Annotated in this window: 14 protein-coding genes and 1 pseudogene; 3 read left to right on the forward strand and 12 right to left on the reverse strand. The window is 43.5% G+C overall.

What is annotated here, in order from left to right:
* Nucleotides 1–22: 22 nt before the first annotated feature.
* The 5 genes and pseudogenes from FME95_RS08985 to FME95_RS09000 form a co-directional block, all read right to left on the reverse strand.
* Nucleotides 23–2,614, reverse strand: a complete 2,592-nt coding sequence (locus FME95_RS08985; RefSeq protein ID WP_147714051.1) for an autotransporter outer membrane beta-barrel domain-containing protein — start codon at nucleotides 2,612–2,614, stop codon at nucleotides 23–25.
* 349 nt (nucleotides 2,615–2,963) lie between these two features.
* A complete protein-coding gene (locus FME95_RS08990; RefSeq protein WP_246109343.1) occupies nucleotides 2,964–3,428 on the reverse strand; it encodes a hypothetical protein in 465 nt (154 codons plus the stop codon).
* 6 nt (nucleotides 3,429–3,434) lie between these two features.
* A pseudogene (locus FME95_RS13820) lies at nucleotides 3,435–3,596 on the reverse strand (nucleotidyltransferase domain-containing protein); the annotation flags it as partial.
* Nucleotides 3,597–3,667: 71 nt separating this feature from the next.
* Nucleotides 3,668–4,003, reverse strand: a complete 336-nt coding sequence (locus FME95_RS08995) for a tunnelling fold family protein (RefSeq protein ID WP_147714052.1) — start codon at nucleotides 4,001–4,003, stop codon at nucleotides 3,668–3,670.
* 146 nt (nucleotides 4,004–4,149) lie between these two features.
* Nucleotides 4,150–4,485, reverse strand: a complete 336-nt coding sequence (locus FME95_RS09000; protein WP_147714053.1) for a winged helix-turn-helix transcriptional regulator — start codon at nucleotides 4,483–4,485, stop codon at nucleotides 4,150–4,152.
* Between the two features lie 109 nt (nucleotides 4,486–4,594).
* Between FME95_RS09000 and FME95_RS09005 the strand changes: the two genes are divergently transcribed.
* On the forward strand, nucleotides 4,595–5,362 hold the full coding sequence (locus tag FME95_RS09005) for an SDR family NAD(P)-dependent oxidoreductase (RefSeq protein ID WP_147714054.1): 768 nt from the start codon (nucleotides 4,595–4,597) through the stop codon (nucleotides 5,360–5,362).
* Nucleotides 5,363–5,525: 163 nt separating this feature from the next.
* On the opposite strand, the gene FME95_RS09010 is transcribed toward FME95_RS09005, so the two are convergent.
* Together FME95_RS09010 and FME95_RS09015 are read right to left on the reverse strand one after the other, a co-directional pair.
* On the reverse strand, nucleotides 5,526–5,957 hold the full coding sequence (locus tag FME95_RS09010) for a hypothetical protein (RefSeq protein ID WP_147714055.1): 432 nt from the start codon (nucleotides 5,955–5,957) through the stop codon (nucleotides 5,526–5,528).
* Between the two features lie 234 nt (nucleotides 5,958–6,191).
* Nucleotides 6,192–6,995, reverse strand: a complete 804-nt coding sequence (locus FME95_RS09015; RefSeq protein WP_147714056.1) for an AlbA family DNA-binding domain-containing protein — start codon at nucleotides 6,993–6,995, stop codon at nucleotides 6,192–6,194.
* A gap of 445 nt (nucleotides 6,996–7,440) precedes the next feature.
* Here FME95_RS09015 and FME95_RS09020 point away from each other — a divergent pair, with 445 nt between their 5' ends.
* Complete coding sequence (locus FME95_RS09020) at nucleotides 7,441–8,091, forward strand: DsbA family oxidoreductase (RefSeq protein WP_147714057.1); 651 nt, start codon at nucleotides 7,441–7,443, stop codon at nucleotides 8,089–8,091.
* A 115-nt stretch (nucleotides 8,092–8,206) separates the two neighbouring features.
* Here FME95_RS09020 and FME95_RS09025 read toward each other — a convergent pair whose 3' ends face one another.
* Genes FME95_RS09025 through FME95_RS09035 form a run of 3 tightly spaced genes read right to left on the reverse strand, consistent with a single transcriptional unit; the run spans nucleotide 8,207 to nucleotide 9,894 of the window.
* Nucleotides 8,207–8,713: a GNAT family N-acetyltransferase gene (locus FME95_RS09025; RefSeq protein WP_147714058.1), complete on the reverse strand. Its 507-nt coding sequence runs from the start codon at nucleotides 8,711–8,713 to the stop codon at nucleotides 8,207–8,209.
* 4 nt (nucleotides 8,714–8,717) lie between these two features.
* Entirely contained in the window at nucleotides 8,718–9,407 is a 690-nt protein-coding gene (locus FME95_RS09030) for an LrgB family protein (RefSeq protein WP_187265485.1), read from the reverse strand.
* Nucleotides 9,400–9,894: a CidA/LrgA family protein gene (locus FME95_RS09035; protein ID WP_147714060.1), complete on the reverse strand. Its 495-nt coding sequence runs from the start codon at nucleotides 9,892–9,894 to the stop codon at nucleotides 9,400–9,402. Before FME95_RS09035 ends, FME95_RS09030 begins: the two co-directional genes overlap by 8 nt.
* Before the next feature lie 65 nt (nucleotides 9,895–9,959).
* Between FME95_RS09035 and FME95_RS09040 the strand changes: the two genes are divergently transcribed.
* Entirely contained in the window at nucleotides 9,960–10,985 is a 1,026-nt protein-coding gene (locus FME95_RS09040; protein ID WP_147714061.1) for a 2-hydroxyacid dehydrogenase, read from the forward strand.
* Here FME95_RS09040 and FME95_RS09045 read toward each other — a convergent pair.
* Nucleotides 10,982–12,142, reverse strand: coding sequence for an FAD-dependent oxidoreductase (locus FME95_RS09045; protein WP_147714062.1), 1,161 nt, complete (start codon nucleotides 12,140–12,142; stop codon nucleotides 10,982–10,984). The genes FME95_RS09040 and FME95_RS09045 overlap by 4 nt on opposite strands.
* Before the next feature lie 151 nt (nucleotides 12,143–12,293).
* Nucleotides 12,294–14,420: a hypothetical protein gene (locus FME95_RS09050; protein ID WP_147714063.1), complete on the reverse strand. Its 2,127-nt coding sequence runs from the start codon at nucleotides 14,418–14,420 to the stop codon at nucleotides 12,294–12,296.
* Between the last annotated feature and the right edge of the window lie 58 nt (nucleotides 14,421–14,478).

Genomic DNA, 14,478 nt, shown 5'->3' on the forward strand with positions numbered 1-14,478 from the left:
TTAAGTTCATTAAGTTAATTAATTAAAATTGATACGCTGCCGTAAAGTGGCCATTGGTGTAGCTTTCATCACTGTTACTACCCATGCTTAAACCCATAGAAATAGTTAAGTCGGTCCATGCCTGCATGCTGTAACCCACTCCTGCAAACGGAGTCGTGCTTGTGCCATTTTCTGCACTGTAAGTCAGATTGTTACCACTTAAATTAACACTGATGTCGTCATCGCTAGAATTTAAAGCGCTAACACCTAACGTTAAAGAGAGGTTACTGTTTTCAAATAGTTGATAAACCGTTGCCAGTTGCAGCGTTGTTGTTAACGTTTGTAGATTACGACTATCCACCGTTAAATTTGCTGACGAACCTGTTTCGGTGTAATCACTTAACTGAGCAATGGTGACATCAAGGCTGGCAGAGGGTTGGATCGCCAAAGCATCTGTCACGTCAAAAGACGTGCTGACAGTGACAGAAGGGCTGATATAAAAACTGCCAAAGTCTGACGTTGCCGTCTCTGAACCATTGTTGATGTAACGTTCGTTTTCATTATTAGCAATACCGACTAACAGTGAAGAAGATAGGTTAATCACTTCAAGATTTTTTGTGTAATAACCACCGCCATAAAAACTGCTTGTGGTGTTTTCAAACGACCCTGAACTTTCGGTTAAGGTGTTTACCATGCCAACTAACGTACCAAAGCGATTGCCGTTGGTGTCTTTTTCAAAACCTATAACCAGACCAACATGAGCGGAGTCGTATGCCGATGCTGTGTCGGTTTTTTCATGCGACAAACTGCCACCAAAGAACTGAGACCAAGCTACCGGTTTGCGCTCTTGAATCAACATGCTTGGCGATAGCGTCAGCGCAGCAACTTGCACAGGCGCAAGCGGTTTTGCATCCGCCATCATACGTTGGCGAGTAATGCTGTGAACAGAGGCGGTAGAAGACGCAAGAGTTGTAGAACGAGAAGCTTCGTTGGCGCTGTCGAGTGTGATAATGCTCTCGTCAGCAATAAGTGCAAGACCGCCTATCACATTAATATTTTCGATTGTTTGTGTTGATGCCGCGAGTGTTTGGTTTGAACCATTAGAGTAAATATTAAGCGTGTCATTATCCGTTGTGCCGCCTAAATCAATTCCACCAACAATGACAGAACCTGCTAATAAGTTAACCGTAGTGTCGGTTGTATCAGACCCCAAAATGGCATAACCACCTTCGCCTGTTGATGAAATCGTCCCGCTGTTTGTAATCGTGGTGTTAGATTGATAATCGCTTAAATAAATGCCGTGAGCGTCTTTACCTTCAACGAGTATGTTGCCCGTATTAGATATGATCGTACCATCACCCTCTGATACATAAATACCGCTAGATTGTTCACCCAATGTGGAAAGTGTTCCAGTGTTAGTGATATTAATATTTTGGTCAGAAACATAAATCGCATGAGACGCAGAAGTAAAAGTACTTGAACCTGCTTCTGTTGAGATCGTGCCAGTGTTGGTAATGTCAGCAGAGTAACCATTGACATAAAGACCTTCGGCAGAAGTACTTGAAGTTGTAATGGTTCCTGTATTGGTAAAATCTATGTAGCCACCTGAGAGCCATAATCCATCAGAGTTTCTGTCGTTGGTGGAGATAGAGCCATTGTTAATAATGGTACTGTTGTCACCTGTCACTGCCATTGCATTAGCGCCAAGGTCGGTTGTGAAAATAGAACCGTTGTTGGTTATTGTGGTGTTTGCACCAGTAGATACAAAGGCGAGAGAATTGTAGTAAATAGAGGAAATAGAGCCGTTATTAGTAATAGTGGCATTGTCTCCATCGGAATAAAGACCGTAGGCACTTCCACCAGAAGTCGAGATGTCGCCCGCATTGCTGATATTTGCATTTTCACCTATTGAATAAATACCATAAGCGTCTGCACCTGCCGTTTCTATGGTTCCGCTGTTGGTGATTGTATTGTTATCTCCATCTGCGTTTATACCGTAAGCATCTGCACCATTTGTAGTAATGGTTCCATCGTTAGTGATGACGTTATTACTGCCGTCTGTTGTAATAGCATGAGATAAGCCGCCATTACCTCCTGCACCAAAAGTTGTGATAGTGCCGCTATTGGTTATTTGATTCGAACCACCCGCAACACTTATTCCTTGTTCGCCTTCGTCGTTGGAGATCAGAATACTGCCACTATTAAGTATTGTGTTATTTTCACCTTCTACATAGACACCTACAGAAAACTGCTGGACCATGTCGATACTGCCTGAGTTAATTATAGTATTTTCATCACCAGTGACGTTAAAACTAGCAAAGTAAACGGATAATGCGCCATCATTTGTTAGCGTATTGTTATTACCCGTCGTCTCGATACCGGTATGGTATGACGTGATTGAGCCATAGTTAGTAACGGTGTTTTCATCACCAGTTGTTCTAATCGCCCTACCTTGAAGGCTAGTTGTTCGTATCGAACCGTCTTCCGCCACAGTAATCGAATCATCACCGTCAATGGTATTGCCACCGTTTTCTGTGGTTTCTGCTGTATCAATTGTAAAATCATCAGCGAATGCTGTTAATGAGAGGGCACTACTGGTACCGAGCAATAATGCCAGTGTTGATTTTTTAAACATGGGGGGGGGTTCCTAACTTCGAATCTTATCGCTAAAACGATCATCATTGAGTTTTGCAAACGAGGATCAGCCAAAAGGGTGGTACTCATAAAATATGCACATTATACATTTTATTCGATGAAAGTAGACAGGTCTGTATTATGCTTGTTCCGCAAGATTTTGATTATTTTTTATTTATGTGAACTGGGTAGTGCAGCGCAATTAGGAAGCCGTCTTCATTATGAAAACCACAAGGCCAAATGACCGCTCAATTGGAACGCCTAGATAGCAGGTGAACAAGGGAAGGGACAACCGAAGTGGATGAAAGGTAAGAACCTATTGTGTTTAGTAAACGCAGAACGGCATCAAGCTAAGCCTTATCGACGCTTACCGTGGCATTCACTAATTGAGACAAGACAGCTAGATTTGTTGGCTCAGCAAAAACCTGCTTAAACAATAAAAAGGTGGCAGCATCGTTTTCTTGCAACCATGAAAAGCTTTGCTTTGAACCCAGGTACCAGCGGCCTCGTAATTCAAAATAGATACTTAGCAGCTCGCAAGGCAACCAAGATCTTCTGTAGTTCGACTCTACTGAATTACCCGCAGCTCGCTGCAACATATTGTTTGCCCACTGAATAAGGTGTTCACGAGCATCGTCAGCCATTGGCTCAGGGCCTTGGTCAAAATAAGAAGTCACCTTAGCTAAAAAATCTTGCCCGCGCCCAGTCTTGTCGTAATACAGCTCGCCACCGACAAAGCGTAGGAATTCATTTTTATTTGGAACTGCCTGATCTAAAGAATATAGCCAGCAGTCCAACTTTTTACCTTCGAACAATCGAACATCTTTATCGACTAGCGGAGCGTTACAGAAACAGGCAACATCAATATCACTCTGTTCGCTGTAGTCTCCGCGTACAGTCGAACCATATAAAATAATAAATTCGGGCTGATATTTTTTTGCTAACTGAGCTACAGCTTTTAGTGCGATATCTTTCAGATCAATACCTCGTTTCTATGACAGCACACTTAAATTTCTCTTACAAACATCATAATCAAGATACGTTAAGGTATGGATTAATCATTGATAATTGCATTTCCAATGCTCTCCAAAATTCTTTCTTCTTCATTGGAATTTGGCCACGGGCCTGATGAAAGCCAATCAGGAATAGGTTTCGACTGCGACTTCAACGCTACTAACAAATACACCCTTGCCCACGAGTCAGCAGGGTCAATATTCAACATATCCTCCGCTACTCGTTCAGCAGAGTTAAAATCCTTATTTGCAATATGCACACGTACTGCCTCTGAAAGGTCTCCATAAATACAGGCCATATCAAATTGATCCGTAGGGCAATCTGCATAGCTAAACGAGGAATAAAAAACGATGGCAATAATGATTAACTTATTCATAATAAAAACTAACACTCTTATTAAATAACAACCCCGATTGGCTTTTCCATATTCATCAAATAATCGCCATAATGTAAAACGGCTATTCGTTTTTGTGTTTAATCTACTACAGCTAAACATGTTCGATAATTATCAATACGCTCAATCTAAACCACTATTTCATTTTCCAGCTCAACTAGCTTGTCAAGGATACTGATAAATTTTTCACCAAAGGGGGTAATAACATACTCTACTCTTGGTGGAACTTCGTTATATTCAATTCGCTTAATAATGCCAAACTCTATATTTTTACGTAGGCACTCATTCAGTACTTTTGTCGTTAACCCTTCAACACTTCGTACCATTTCACCAGGCCTGTTGATTTTTTCAGCCAACAATTGATACACCGTTAATGACCACTTACAGCGAAAAACAGCTTCGACAATGCGCTTGCTGCGTTCTGGTGCAGAATTTCTTGAAAATAATTTTTCCTTATAAATCATAAAGATATACCTGTTAGTACCTAGGTTACTAAATAGTACGTACTGTTCGAAATTAAATTGTATTTGTAATCTGGCTCTGCACTTTACATATGACTATTAGGATATTCAAATGAAAAACACAGAGCAATTTATTGCACTTATTATTGGTGGAACAAGTGGCATGGGGCTAGAAAGCGCAAAGCTTTTACTGGGCCGCGGCATCAAAACGGTTATTGTAGGCCGTAATGCTGACAAGCTGAATCAAGCTCAAACCTTACTGGCTGAGTATGGTGAAATAAGCACAATACAGGCTGACCTATACAATGCCGACGATGTTGAGCGTATTGTTCAATTTGCCAATGATAATAACATTCACATTAAATACCTACTTAATTCTGCAGGCTACTTTAAACCGAAGCCATTTATTGAACATGACAATAATGACTACGATATTTATCATGAACTTAACCGCGCAATATTCTTTATATCGCAGGCTGTAGCTAAAAACATGATTGCACACAACAGTGGCTCTATTGTTAACATTGGTTCTATGTGGGCCAAACAAGCCATTAAAGCAACGCCATCTTCTGCTTACTCTATGGCAAAAGCAGGCTTGCATGCACTTACACAACATTTAGCAATGGAATTAGCCGACAGCAACATTCGTGTCAATGCGATTTCACCAGCCTTAGTTAAATCAACTATTTTTGAATCCTTTATTGACCCTAGCGTTATGGATGAAACTCTAGCGACCTTTAACAGTTTCCACCCAATTGGGCGCATTGGCCAACCTGAAGACGTAGCTAAAATAGCCAGTCTTTTATTGAGTGATGATACAAGTTGGGTAACAGGTGCAATATGGGATGTTGATGGCGGCGTAATTGCGGGCAGAAACTAATATAGTGATAGGAAGGGCTTAGGAAACTAAAGGGTTACCCTTCCGACTTCAAAGTCACCCACTTTAACAGTTGAAAAACTGACTTAAAAATTGCTACTGAATAACCATTAGCGATGATTTATAAGAAACGAAAATCTTAAAGTGGGTGGCCTAATAATTACTTTTAATCTGCCAACATGTTGGTAATTGCTTGTAGGTCTAAATAGCGTGTATAGCCAGTTAAGCCATTAATGACATTACGATCGTTCATCAGCTCTTGCATGGCTACTTCACCAACCGAGCCAAAAGCAGTTTCCAGTGAATTAGGGTTTTGCTTTTGAGCAATCTTAAACTCGTCAACACAATCCTCTAGTAATAATCGACTAAGTAAATCACCTACAAATTGATCACTTTCGAGTTTATCGCTGTCAGTTATTTTTGAATAGGGTTTAATTTCAGGATGCTCTGCCATACCAAAATAGATCCACTTCGCTAAAAGCTTTCTTTCCTCGCCGTTTAGAGAATCTAGGAGGCAAGTAGAAAAATCTGCACTATGTGCGTACGTTGTTGAGACTGAAAACACTACAAACATGAGCGTCAAAAATTTATTTTTCATAATATTAATCCTTAATTTATTTACCAAAATTATCGCAGAGTTAACGAAGCGAACTAAGATACCTACCTTAGCACTTACAGTTTCAGTTAATAGCCTTTCATATAAAACCATACACTCCATAATGAAGTTCATTCCTTGCTGAATGAGTCAGGCTATTTCTTTAGATTGGGCGGCCTAGTAACGCCTAAATCAGGTGCGCCGTAGGCGTCACCTGGATTTTTTTGTTAGGCGATTTTAATACCGTCTGTATGAGCTTGCACCCAGATGATTTATTAATAAATCAAGTTTTTCTTCCAGCCTTACATAGAAAGGATCATTGTCATTTTCTTGTATACTCTGAACATTTTGGTTGAGTCTATGTATTTCTTTCCATACTTCATTAATCGTTTCATTTGCTTCAGAAGCATCGGAAGAGGATTGCTCTGCTGAGTGAAAAATATCTTCTAGGTAAATAAATACATCTTTGTTAAGTGTTTGCAACCTGGAAAGCAGCTTGTCTAACTCGCCTTTAACAGTACTATCAATAGATTCAACATTTTTTTCTAATTCTGTTACTGCATTCTTGAATTGAGATAGAAATTTATCACCCTCCTTGTTCATGAAAATAGCTAATAATTCATCGGGGTGAAGAGCTCTTACCCTACCATCTTCTCTAATTTTATACTCACCAGACTTTGTACAGTACGGTTTGTTTTTTCCAGAGGGGATTTCGACTCGAAAAAATGGTTTATTGTTTGTGTTCTCAACAAAAATATTTAAATTTATAGGTGGAATACAATCAGATGCCATATTTTGAATTTGGAGTCTGTCATTGTCTGACGTAGAGCAGCCTTTAATAACTCCTCTCTCTAATCCATCGCTAGTCTTCTCTTCATCAACGCCAACTAAAATTGTTCCACCTGTATTTGAGTTTGCAAACGAAACTAAAACACTAGGCTTGACACCACCTGCATTCCTCTTGAATTCAACGTCTAACCCTTCAGGTTTCTCTAAAACTTCTTTTGCTTTCTTTGATACCGTTTTAAATTCGCGTGACATTGATTGTTACTCTGATTTGCGCCTAACAGTTTAATTTACCGCATGAGCGGCTTTTTATGGTGCAGTATATAAAGGTTTGTTAAATCGACTGAATCCGCAGAATAGCCCTAATATGCTACCTCTTAGGATAGCTTGTCAATTTGCCAATAAGAAAAAGCTGCGCGTGCGCTATATAAAGAAATATAGCCGCTGCACTAGGCCAATAAACACAAAGGCTTGGCGCTGTATTTAGATGCCTTCCTAAATTAGCAGCTTGCGGCTACTCTCTTTTATTGCCGCTTACGCCTGAATATTCGGCTTTCGCTTTGTTTTACCGCGCAACTTTCCCGCTATTCAACAGTCTATGTGCTTTAACTCGCTAGCGAATTTACCGTGGGTGGTTGATCACAGTAAAACCATCACCATTAACGGTGGACTGATAAATTTAGAAAGTAAGGAAACTCATATGAGTAAGATGACGATCGATATCGTTTCGGATGTAATGTGCCCTTGGTGCATTATTGGTTATAAGAACCTTGAAGCGGCGTTAGAAAAACTGCCAAACATTGAAACCGAGCTGCAATGGCAGCCGTTTGAATTGAACCCAAACATGCCGCCCGAAGGCCAGCAGTTGCTTGAGCATGTGATGGAAAAATACGGTTCTACGCCAGAGCAAAGCCAGCAGTCGCGTCAGATGTTAAAACAACGCGGTAAAGAGTGTGGTTTTGAATTTAACACTACCGACGATTCGCGCATTATTAATTCGTTTGATTGCCACCGGCTGTTAGCTTGGGCAAAAGAGCAGGGCCAGCAAACCGAATTAAAATTGGCGCTGTTTAAAGCACACTTTACCGACGGTAAAAAGCTAAACGATGATGAACAGCTATTAGATGTTGCCGCTTCTATTGGTTTAGATCGCGACCGCGCTGCCGAAATTTTAAAAGGCGACGAGTACAAAGAGTTGGTTAAGCAGGAAGAGTCGGCGATGCATCAGTTAGGTATTAACAGTGTGCCGACTTTTATTATTAATCAAAAATACGCCATTAGTGGTGGCCAACCAGTGGATGTGTTTTATCAGTCGTTGCAGCAAATTGCTAACGAAGCCGAACAGGCCTAAGTTTTATTTGCACAGCTTGACTTGCTGACTTGCTGACTTGCTGACTTGCTGACTTGCTGATTCAATAAGATACCGCTGCGGCTGCCACTGTGCAGCCGCATTTTTTTGTTCGCTATCATTGTGCGCAAAAACGAAAAAATTCCATTGCCACCTGATCACCACCGCCAGTGGTGTGTAACTCATTTATCTGTTGCACGTCGCCTTGCGCTAATGGCTGAATTGCCTTTGGCCAAAATTTTTGTGCTGCCAAATTATTTGGCAATACTCGCACTAACCAGTCACCGGGATGTTTTTTTACCGTCTGCGCGAAAGCTTTTTTACCGACGCCTTGGCCGATGTATTTGCGTAATACAAAAAACTGCCCCATGTCCCATTGGCTATTTTTGTAAGGCGAAACACGTACCAAACTAAAACCTGCCAACTGGCCGTTAACATAAATAAGGTAAGGGAAGTGCTGCGGTTTTTGCCAGTATTCACGTACATCTTGCAGCGCCGTTGGTACAACATAGGTGCCTTGCTCACACGGCTGCCAACCCATAAATTGCGACATGTCGTAAACGTAATATTGGAATAGGTTTTCCACCAGCGTGCTGTTTTTTGCTAACACTAGAGTTAGGTTCATCGATTCAAGCCAACCAAGCCGACACGAGCGGAACCAGAATTGGACAAAGCAGTGAGCTTAAAATAGCACTAAGAACCAGCGCAAAGGCACTGTAAGCACCTTGCTGAGCGCCTTCTTCTACTATGCGCGCGGTGCCCAATGCATGGCAGGCCGTGCCCATGGCGATACCTTGCGCTTTAGGGTGATGCACGCGCATGGCACGCAACCACGGCACACCGACAACAGAACCCACTAGGCCCGTCACCATAACAGCAATGGCGGCAATTGAAGGCTGGCCGCCAATTTGGTCGGCGATAAGTACGGCGATTGGCGTAGTAACAGACTTAGGTGAAAGCGAGGCGGCAATTTGTGCGCTGGCACCCACCAGCAATGCCAGTGCCGTTGTTGAAACCACGGCGATGACGACCGAGACAAACACCAACGAAAGTATTTGTGGCAATTCTTTTTTAATACTGTGTAACTGCTGGTAGAGCGGCACACCCAACGCCACTACTGCGGGTTTTAGCAAAAAGGTGAGCACGCTGGCGTATTGGTTGTAGTGCGAGTAATCGATCTGCGCAAACAATAACAATAGGACTAACGCCGTTAACGAAACCAATACTGGGTTTAACAACGGCGTTGGAAATTTTTTATACAGCTGCTGCGCCAATAAAAATAAACCGATGGTGAGCGGCAAGTAGATTAGGTTAATCATTCGCGCGGCCCTCATTATTGAGGTTGGCTTTCATTTGAGCGTTTCCATTCGCGCTGGCTGTATCTAATTCGGGGGCAGCCTCGTTTGGGTGACGACGAAACCACCATTGCGATGCCCAACCACACAACGCCAATAACACCAGTGTGGCAAACACACAGGTGGCAATAATCGCCAACAGGGCGCTGTGCAACACACTCAGGTGATCCACTAGGCCAACGCCCACCGGAATAAACAGTAAAGACATCCAGCGATTAAAAAACAAACTACTGCGTTGCACCCAATGCAGTGGCAACCACTTAAATTGCAACAGTGCGGTCAGCAGCAACATTCCAAGAATAGAACCGGGTAGCGCATGACCAAGCAGGCTACTTAACCATTCACCTAGCCAAACCAAAGCAAACAGCACCGCCAAACCGGTAAGCCACTCAAAGAGTACTTGGCGAATAGTTGCCCAATTGGCATTTTTTAAATCAATAGGTTTCGACATATGCTTTGCGGCCGCTTAGTGCGCGAGATAAGATAAAGCGCAATCTTATTACAACTAGGTGAGCTATGAAAATCTGTCTTTTTAGCGCTAAGCGCTACGACCGTGAAAGTTTCGACAAACGCAACAGCCAACGCAGCGATGCTACGCCTGAAATTCAGCTGGAATTTTTTGAGACTGGGCTCAATCCAAAAACCGCCAGCCTTGCTCAAGGCTTCGATGCCGTCTGCGCATTTGTTAATGACGATCTTGGTCGCGAAACACTCACCGAACTGAACAGTGCTGGCATTAAATTGGTGCTCATGCGTTGCGCTGGTTTTAACAATGTTGATTTACAGGCCGCAGCCGAACTGGGCATTGGTGTGTATCGCGTACCAGCCTATTCGCCAGAAGCGGTTGCCGAACATGCTATCGCATTATTGATGACGCTGAACCGCCGCGTCCACAAAGCTTACCAACGTACACGCGATGCAAACTTTTCGCTTGAAGGCTTAACCGGCATTAATATTTTTGGCAAAACCGCCGGGGTTATCGGCACCGGTAAAATCGGTTTGGCAGCACTGCGTATTTTAAAAGGCTTTGGTTGTAAGTTGTTGGCATTCGACCCTTACCCAAGCCAAGCGGCCATTGAACTGGGCGTTGAATACGTCAGCCTAGAAGAGCTGTTACAAGCCTCAAATATTATTAGCCTGCATTGCCCGCTGACCGAAGAAAACACTTACATGATCAACCGCTCTGCCTTTAGCCAAATGCAAAAGGGCACCTTTTTGATCAACACCAGTCGCGGTAAGTTGGTCGACAGCTCCGCCTGTATCGATGCATTAAAAGACGGCACCTTAGGTGGTTTGGCGCTGGATGTTTACGATCATGAAAAAGAATTATTCTTTGAAGACTTATCGTCTGAAGTGATTAAAGATGATGTGTTCAGACGCTTATCGGCCTGCCACAATGTGATCTTTACTGGTCACCAAGCCTTTTTAACCGAAGAGGCGCTGCATAACATTGCTGACACAACCTTGAGCAATGCCAGCAACTTTATCAACGGCGTTGAATCCGATAACCGAGTCACACCTGCCGTTGTCGATAACAGCTAACGAATGCCTAAGGCATATTTTAGCACCTGCCGCTTGAGCGCTGTTGAGCGTTCGGCGGTTTTCAATACTGCGTTTCTGGCCCACTTAAGTGGCGCAAGCTGATTACTAAAACCAAAATAGAACGCATCCATCGCGCTCTGCATTAACTGGTTATCTAACCGACGCTTACGCTGATAAACCGCCAAGGCTTGCTCACTGTTCCAATTGGCTTTCGCCAACACTTGCAGTAAAGCCTGCACATCTTTAAAGCCTAAGTTCACACCCTGACCGGCAAGCGGGTTAATGGTATGTGCCGCATCGCCCACCAGCACACAACGCTCGGCAAAATACTGTTTAGCATGGCGACGGGTGAGCGCGAAACTGGCTTTGCTTAATACCTGAATGCCACCGAGTTCATCTGGAAACGCTTGCACAACCGCTTGCGTAAGCTGCTCGTTAGAAAGCGCTTTAAGCTGGCGAATTTTACTGGCGCTGTCGTACCAAACGAGTGAGGCTTGTGAACCTGGCAACGGCAATAACGAACGTGGCCCTGTTGGCGTAAACCATTGCCAAGTGATGTCCTGCTGTGCGGCTTCGGTGGCGACGTTGATCAGCATGCAGTGCTGATCGTAATCCCAACTGTTGAGCCCAATACCAGCCAGTTTACGCACCACGGAATGAGCACCGTCTGCGGCCACCACTAGGCTTGCTTCAATTTGCTCGCCGTTGTTCAGCTGCAAGCGGTTTTTATCGTTTAAAAATTCGATCCGTTCAATCTTCGCTGGGCAAAACAAGCTGAGTGATTTTTGCTCGGCAAAACCCTGCCAGAGCGCTAACTGGATAAGCCGGTTTTCGACAATAAAACCCAGCTCTTCAACACCAATATCCTGTGCGCTAAAACGAATTCGGCTGTCGGCCTTTTCCCATGTTTCTAAACGGCGAAAGGGCGCAGTGCGCATTTGTTGCAACCGTTGCCACGCGCCAAGGCTGTTTAACAGTTCAACTGACGTATAAGAAATGGCCGAAACGCGTGCGTCGAACGGCTGCTCGGCGCTGTAAGCTTGCGGCTCAACGGCTTCAATCAAGGCAACGCTTTTACCCTGTTGTGCCAAACCTGTTGCAACCGCTGCGCCGACCATGCCACCGCCGACGACGGCAATATCAAACTGTTGTGGCATTTTCACTCCTAGAATTTATAGCGCTGCTACCATAACGCTTGCGGGTTCGCTGGGCAAAAAAAAGCTCCAGCAAATGCCAGAGCCTTTTTTAGATTATCTGCCTTGAGCGGTGAATATTCAACTCACCGCAGCGCGGTAAAAGCCAGAGCTATTACTGCAAAATATAACGGTAGATGTCTTTGCTGCCATCATCGTTGAAGATGATGCACTCAAAACCCTGATCGCTATAAGAGCTCACAATACAGCTATAGCTTGCAAGATCAGACTCGCCATAGTCTTCGTCGATTGACCAATCTTCATCACAAGACGAACGGACAAGACCTTGAGTTTCGTTAAAGCTTAAACGCATACCGTCGAAGCTCCACTCGTAGTCATAACGATTGTATGAACATTGGTCCGTTGACTCTTGGTAGTAATCGTAAAAACCATCGGTTTCTGTTAATTCTTCATTACCGAACAGCGACCATTCACAGTCGTAGTCTTGGGTATGAACTTTATACAGGCCAACTGGGTTAAACGGCTGTGCTGCTGTGTCGCTGTTGCTGGTTAGCGTCATGCTGTAAGTCGATTCATAACCGTCTTTAGTGAAACGATCTTTATAATAGATATCGCCACTTAGGTTATCGTTCGAAGCAGACATCAGGTAAGCGTCTGCACAGCTGCTGCTGTCGGCAATAAGTTCTAAACCTAGGCTGCTTTGCGCTAGCTTAGCGACCTTAGCGTAATCGGCATACAGCGCTACAATACCTTCGCTGTTGGTAGACTTAGATGACTCGGTAGCAAAGGCGTCCGCGGCTTTTTCGCCAGTAAACACACCAATGTAATCGCCGTTTACTGAAGCTTTTAGATCAATCGGCAATGGCAGAGGCAATTCAAGATCAATCGTTTTACCGTCTTCTAATTCATAAAGGCTTGGAATCGGTAACAACAGTTTCGCTGCTGACAACATAGCATCAGCATCTTTCACTGCTAGAGAGACAAGCGCATCAACGTTGATATCGAAAGTATCTTCATCAAACTCTAAGTCGTAAAGCACGGCACCAATACCCTGAATACCGTCGAACGTTGGTACGCTCAGCATTTGGTTTAAACCTGCATCTTGGAAAGGGTTTTCCATATCCTGCAACAATTCACAGTCGTAGTAAGCTGCTGGGTCAAAGCTGGTTGCAACGCGCAGAGCTTCGGTCAGTGCTTTGCCATCAAAGCCAACGCTAAATGCAGCAATAGCATCATCGTTGTCGCTAGCATTTTTAACGAATGAAGGAATATGACCATTCAATGCCGTTAAGCTTGAAATAAGCTCAGCTTTTTCTAGTTCTAAAACGAATTTAAGGTCAACATCGTAGCTGTTTTCTGAGGTTTCAACGCTGGTTGCGCCAAAAACGAGTCGTGGCACGCTCGATACAATCTGCTCAATCTCGGCAAGACACTGCCCAGGTAAAAGCACTTTCAGATCATTGATCGAATTACCATTCTCAGCAAGCAAGGTTTCAATGTCTTGGCCTACTGTAGAGGATTCGTTATTAAAAACGATATTGCCGATTTCAACGAGGTTAATGTAACCCGAGGTTTGTTCAAAATCGTATTGCTTGTTTAGATCGGTTAGGGTTTTTTCTGAAGCTAAAGACTTGCTCGGTGCAGTCATACCAAGAACTTCTGCTTTACGCTCATCAGAAAGATTGTCCTGAATAACAGCAAAGGTCGCTAAGTCATCATTAACAACGAAAGCTAACTTAAGCTCGGCATCAATCTCATAAGAGTAAGTGAGAGACCATAGCATCACCTCTTGCCCTGCAACGGTTTCAACTTCTGGTTCTGAATCTAATGTGCTGTCAATTTCTACAACAGCAGCTTTCAATAACTCACCGCCATCGGTTACTGCTATTTGGAATACAGGGTACAGACCATCAAAGTACACAGCCGATGCCATGTCATCTGCTAGGCCATAGGCAACCTTAACAACTTCGGTACCTTCTGCGGTTATATCAGCAAAGTTAATAATTAGAGGGCGTAGTGCTTCTAACGTCTCGATATCAATAATGCCTAGGCTGTTATAAGTCGCAAGTGCCATCTCAAGCTGGGATAAGGTTGAAGGGTCATAAAAGCTAACAGCATCTTCAGAGCTGCTTTCAACATAAAAAATAGTATCGGCTGGAGCTTGCTGACGGATTTTGCCAAGCGAGCCGGCATCTTCTTCTCCACATGATGATAAGAACACCGCACTGGCGAGTACTGCTGGCAATGACCAATTACGTAACTTCTGCATGTAAGGTTGCATGTATTTTCCTTGTTAGTAGCGCCAGTGGTTGCACGCCAATGAGTGAGTTAAAACCTTT

Source organism: Reinekea thalattae (assembly GCF_008041945.1).
GTDB lineage: Bacteria > Pseudomonadota > Gammaproteobacteria > Pseudomonadales > Natronospirillaceae > Reinekea > Reinekea thalattae.

What these genes read in the sequence shown, in the direction of transcription:
- FME95_RS09005 (WP_147714054.1), top strand. Translation starts at nt 4,595, where the DNA reads ATGAAAAACACAGAGCAATTTATTGCACTTATTATTGGTGGAACAAGT.
- FME95_RS09030 (WP_187265485.1), bottom strand. Translation starts at nt 9,407, where the DNA reads ATGATTAACCTAATCTACTTGCCGCTCACCATCGGTTTATTTTTATTG.
- FME95_RS09035 (WP_147714060.1), bottom strand. Translation starts at nt 9,894, where the DNA reads ATGTCGAAACCTATTGATTTAAAAAATGCCAATTGGGCAACTATTCGC.
- FME95_RS09045 (WP_147714062.1), bottom strand. Translation starts at nt 12,142, where the DNA reads ATGCCACAACAGTTTGATATTGCCGTCGTCGGCGGTGGCATGGTCGGC.
- FME95_RS08985 (WP_147714051.1), bottom strand. Translation starts at nt 2,614, where the DNA reads ATGTTTAAAAAATCAACACTGGCATTATTGCTCGGTACCAGTAGTGCC.
- FME95_RS09020 (WP_147714057.1), top strand. Translation starts at nt 7,441, where the DNA reads ATGAGTAAGATGACGATCGATATCGTTTCGGATGTAATGTGCCCTTGG.
- FME95_RS08995 (WP_147714052.1), bottom strand. Translation starts at nt 4,003, where the DNA reads ATGAATAAGTTAATCATTATTGCCATCGTTTTTTATTCCTCGTTTAGC.
- FME95_RS09010 (WP_147714055.1), bottom strand. Translation starts at nt 5,957, where the DNA reads ATGAAAAATAAATTTTTGACGCTCATGTTTGTAGTGTTTTCAGTCTCA.
- FME95_RS09025 (WP_147714058.1), bottom strand. Translation starts at nt 8,713, where the DNA reads ATGAACCTAACTCTAGTGTTAGCAAAAAACAGCACGCTGGTGGAAAAC.
- FME95_RS09050 (WP_147714063.1), bottom strand. Translation starts at nt 14,420, where the DNA reads ATGCAACCTTACATGCAGAAGTTACGTAATTGGTCATTGCCAGCAGTA.
- FME95_RS09040 (WP_147714061.1), top strand. Translation starts at nt 9,960, where the DNA reads ATGAAAATCTGTCTTTTTAGCGCTAAGCGCTACGACCGTGAAAGTTTC.
- FME95_RS09000 (WP_147714053.1), bottom strand. Translation starts at nt 4,485, where the DNA reads ATGATTTATAAGGAAAAATTATTTTCAAGAAATTCTGCACCAGAACGC.
- FME95_RS09015 (WP_147714056.1), bottom strand. Translation starts at nt 6,995, where the DNA reads ATGTCACGCGAATTTAAAACGGTATCAAAGAAAGCAAAAGAAGTTTTA.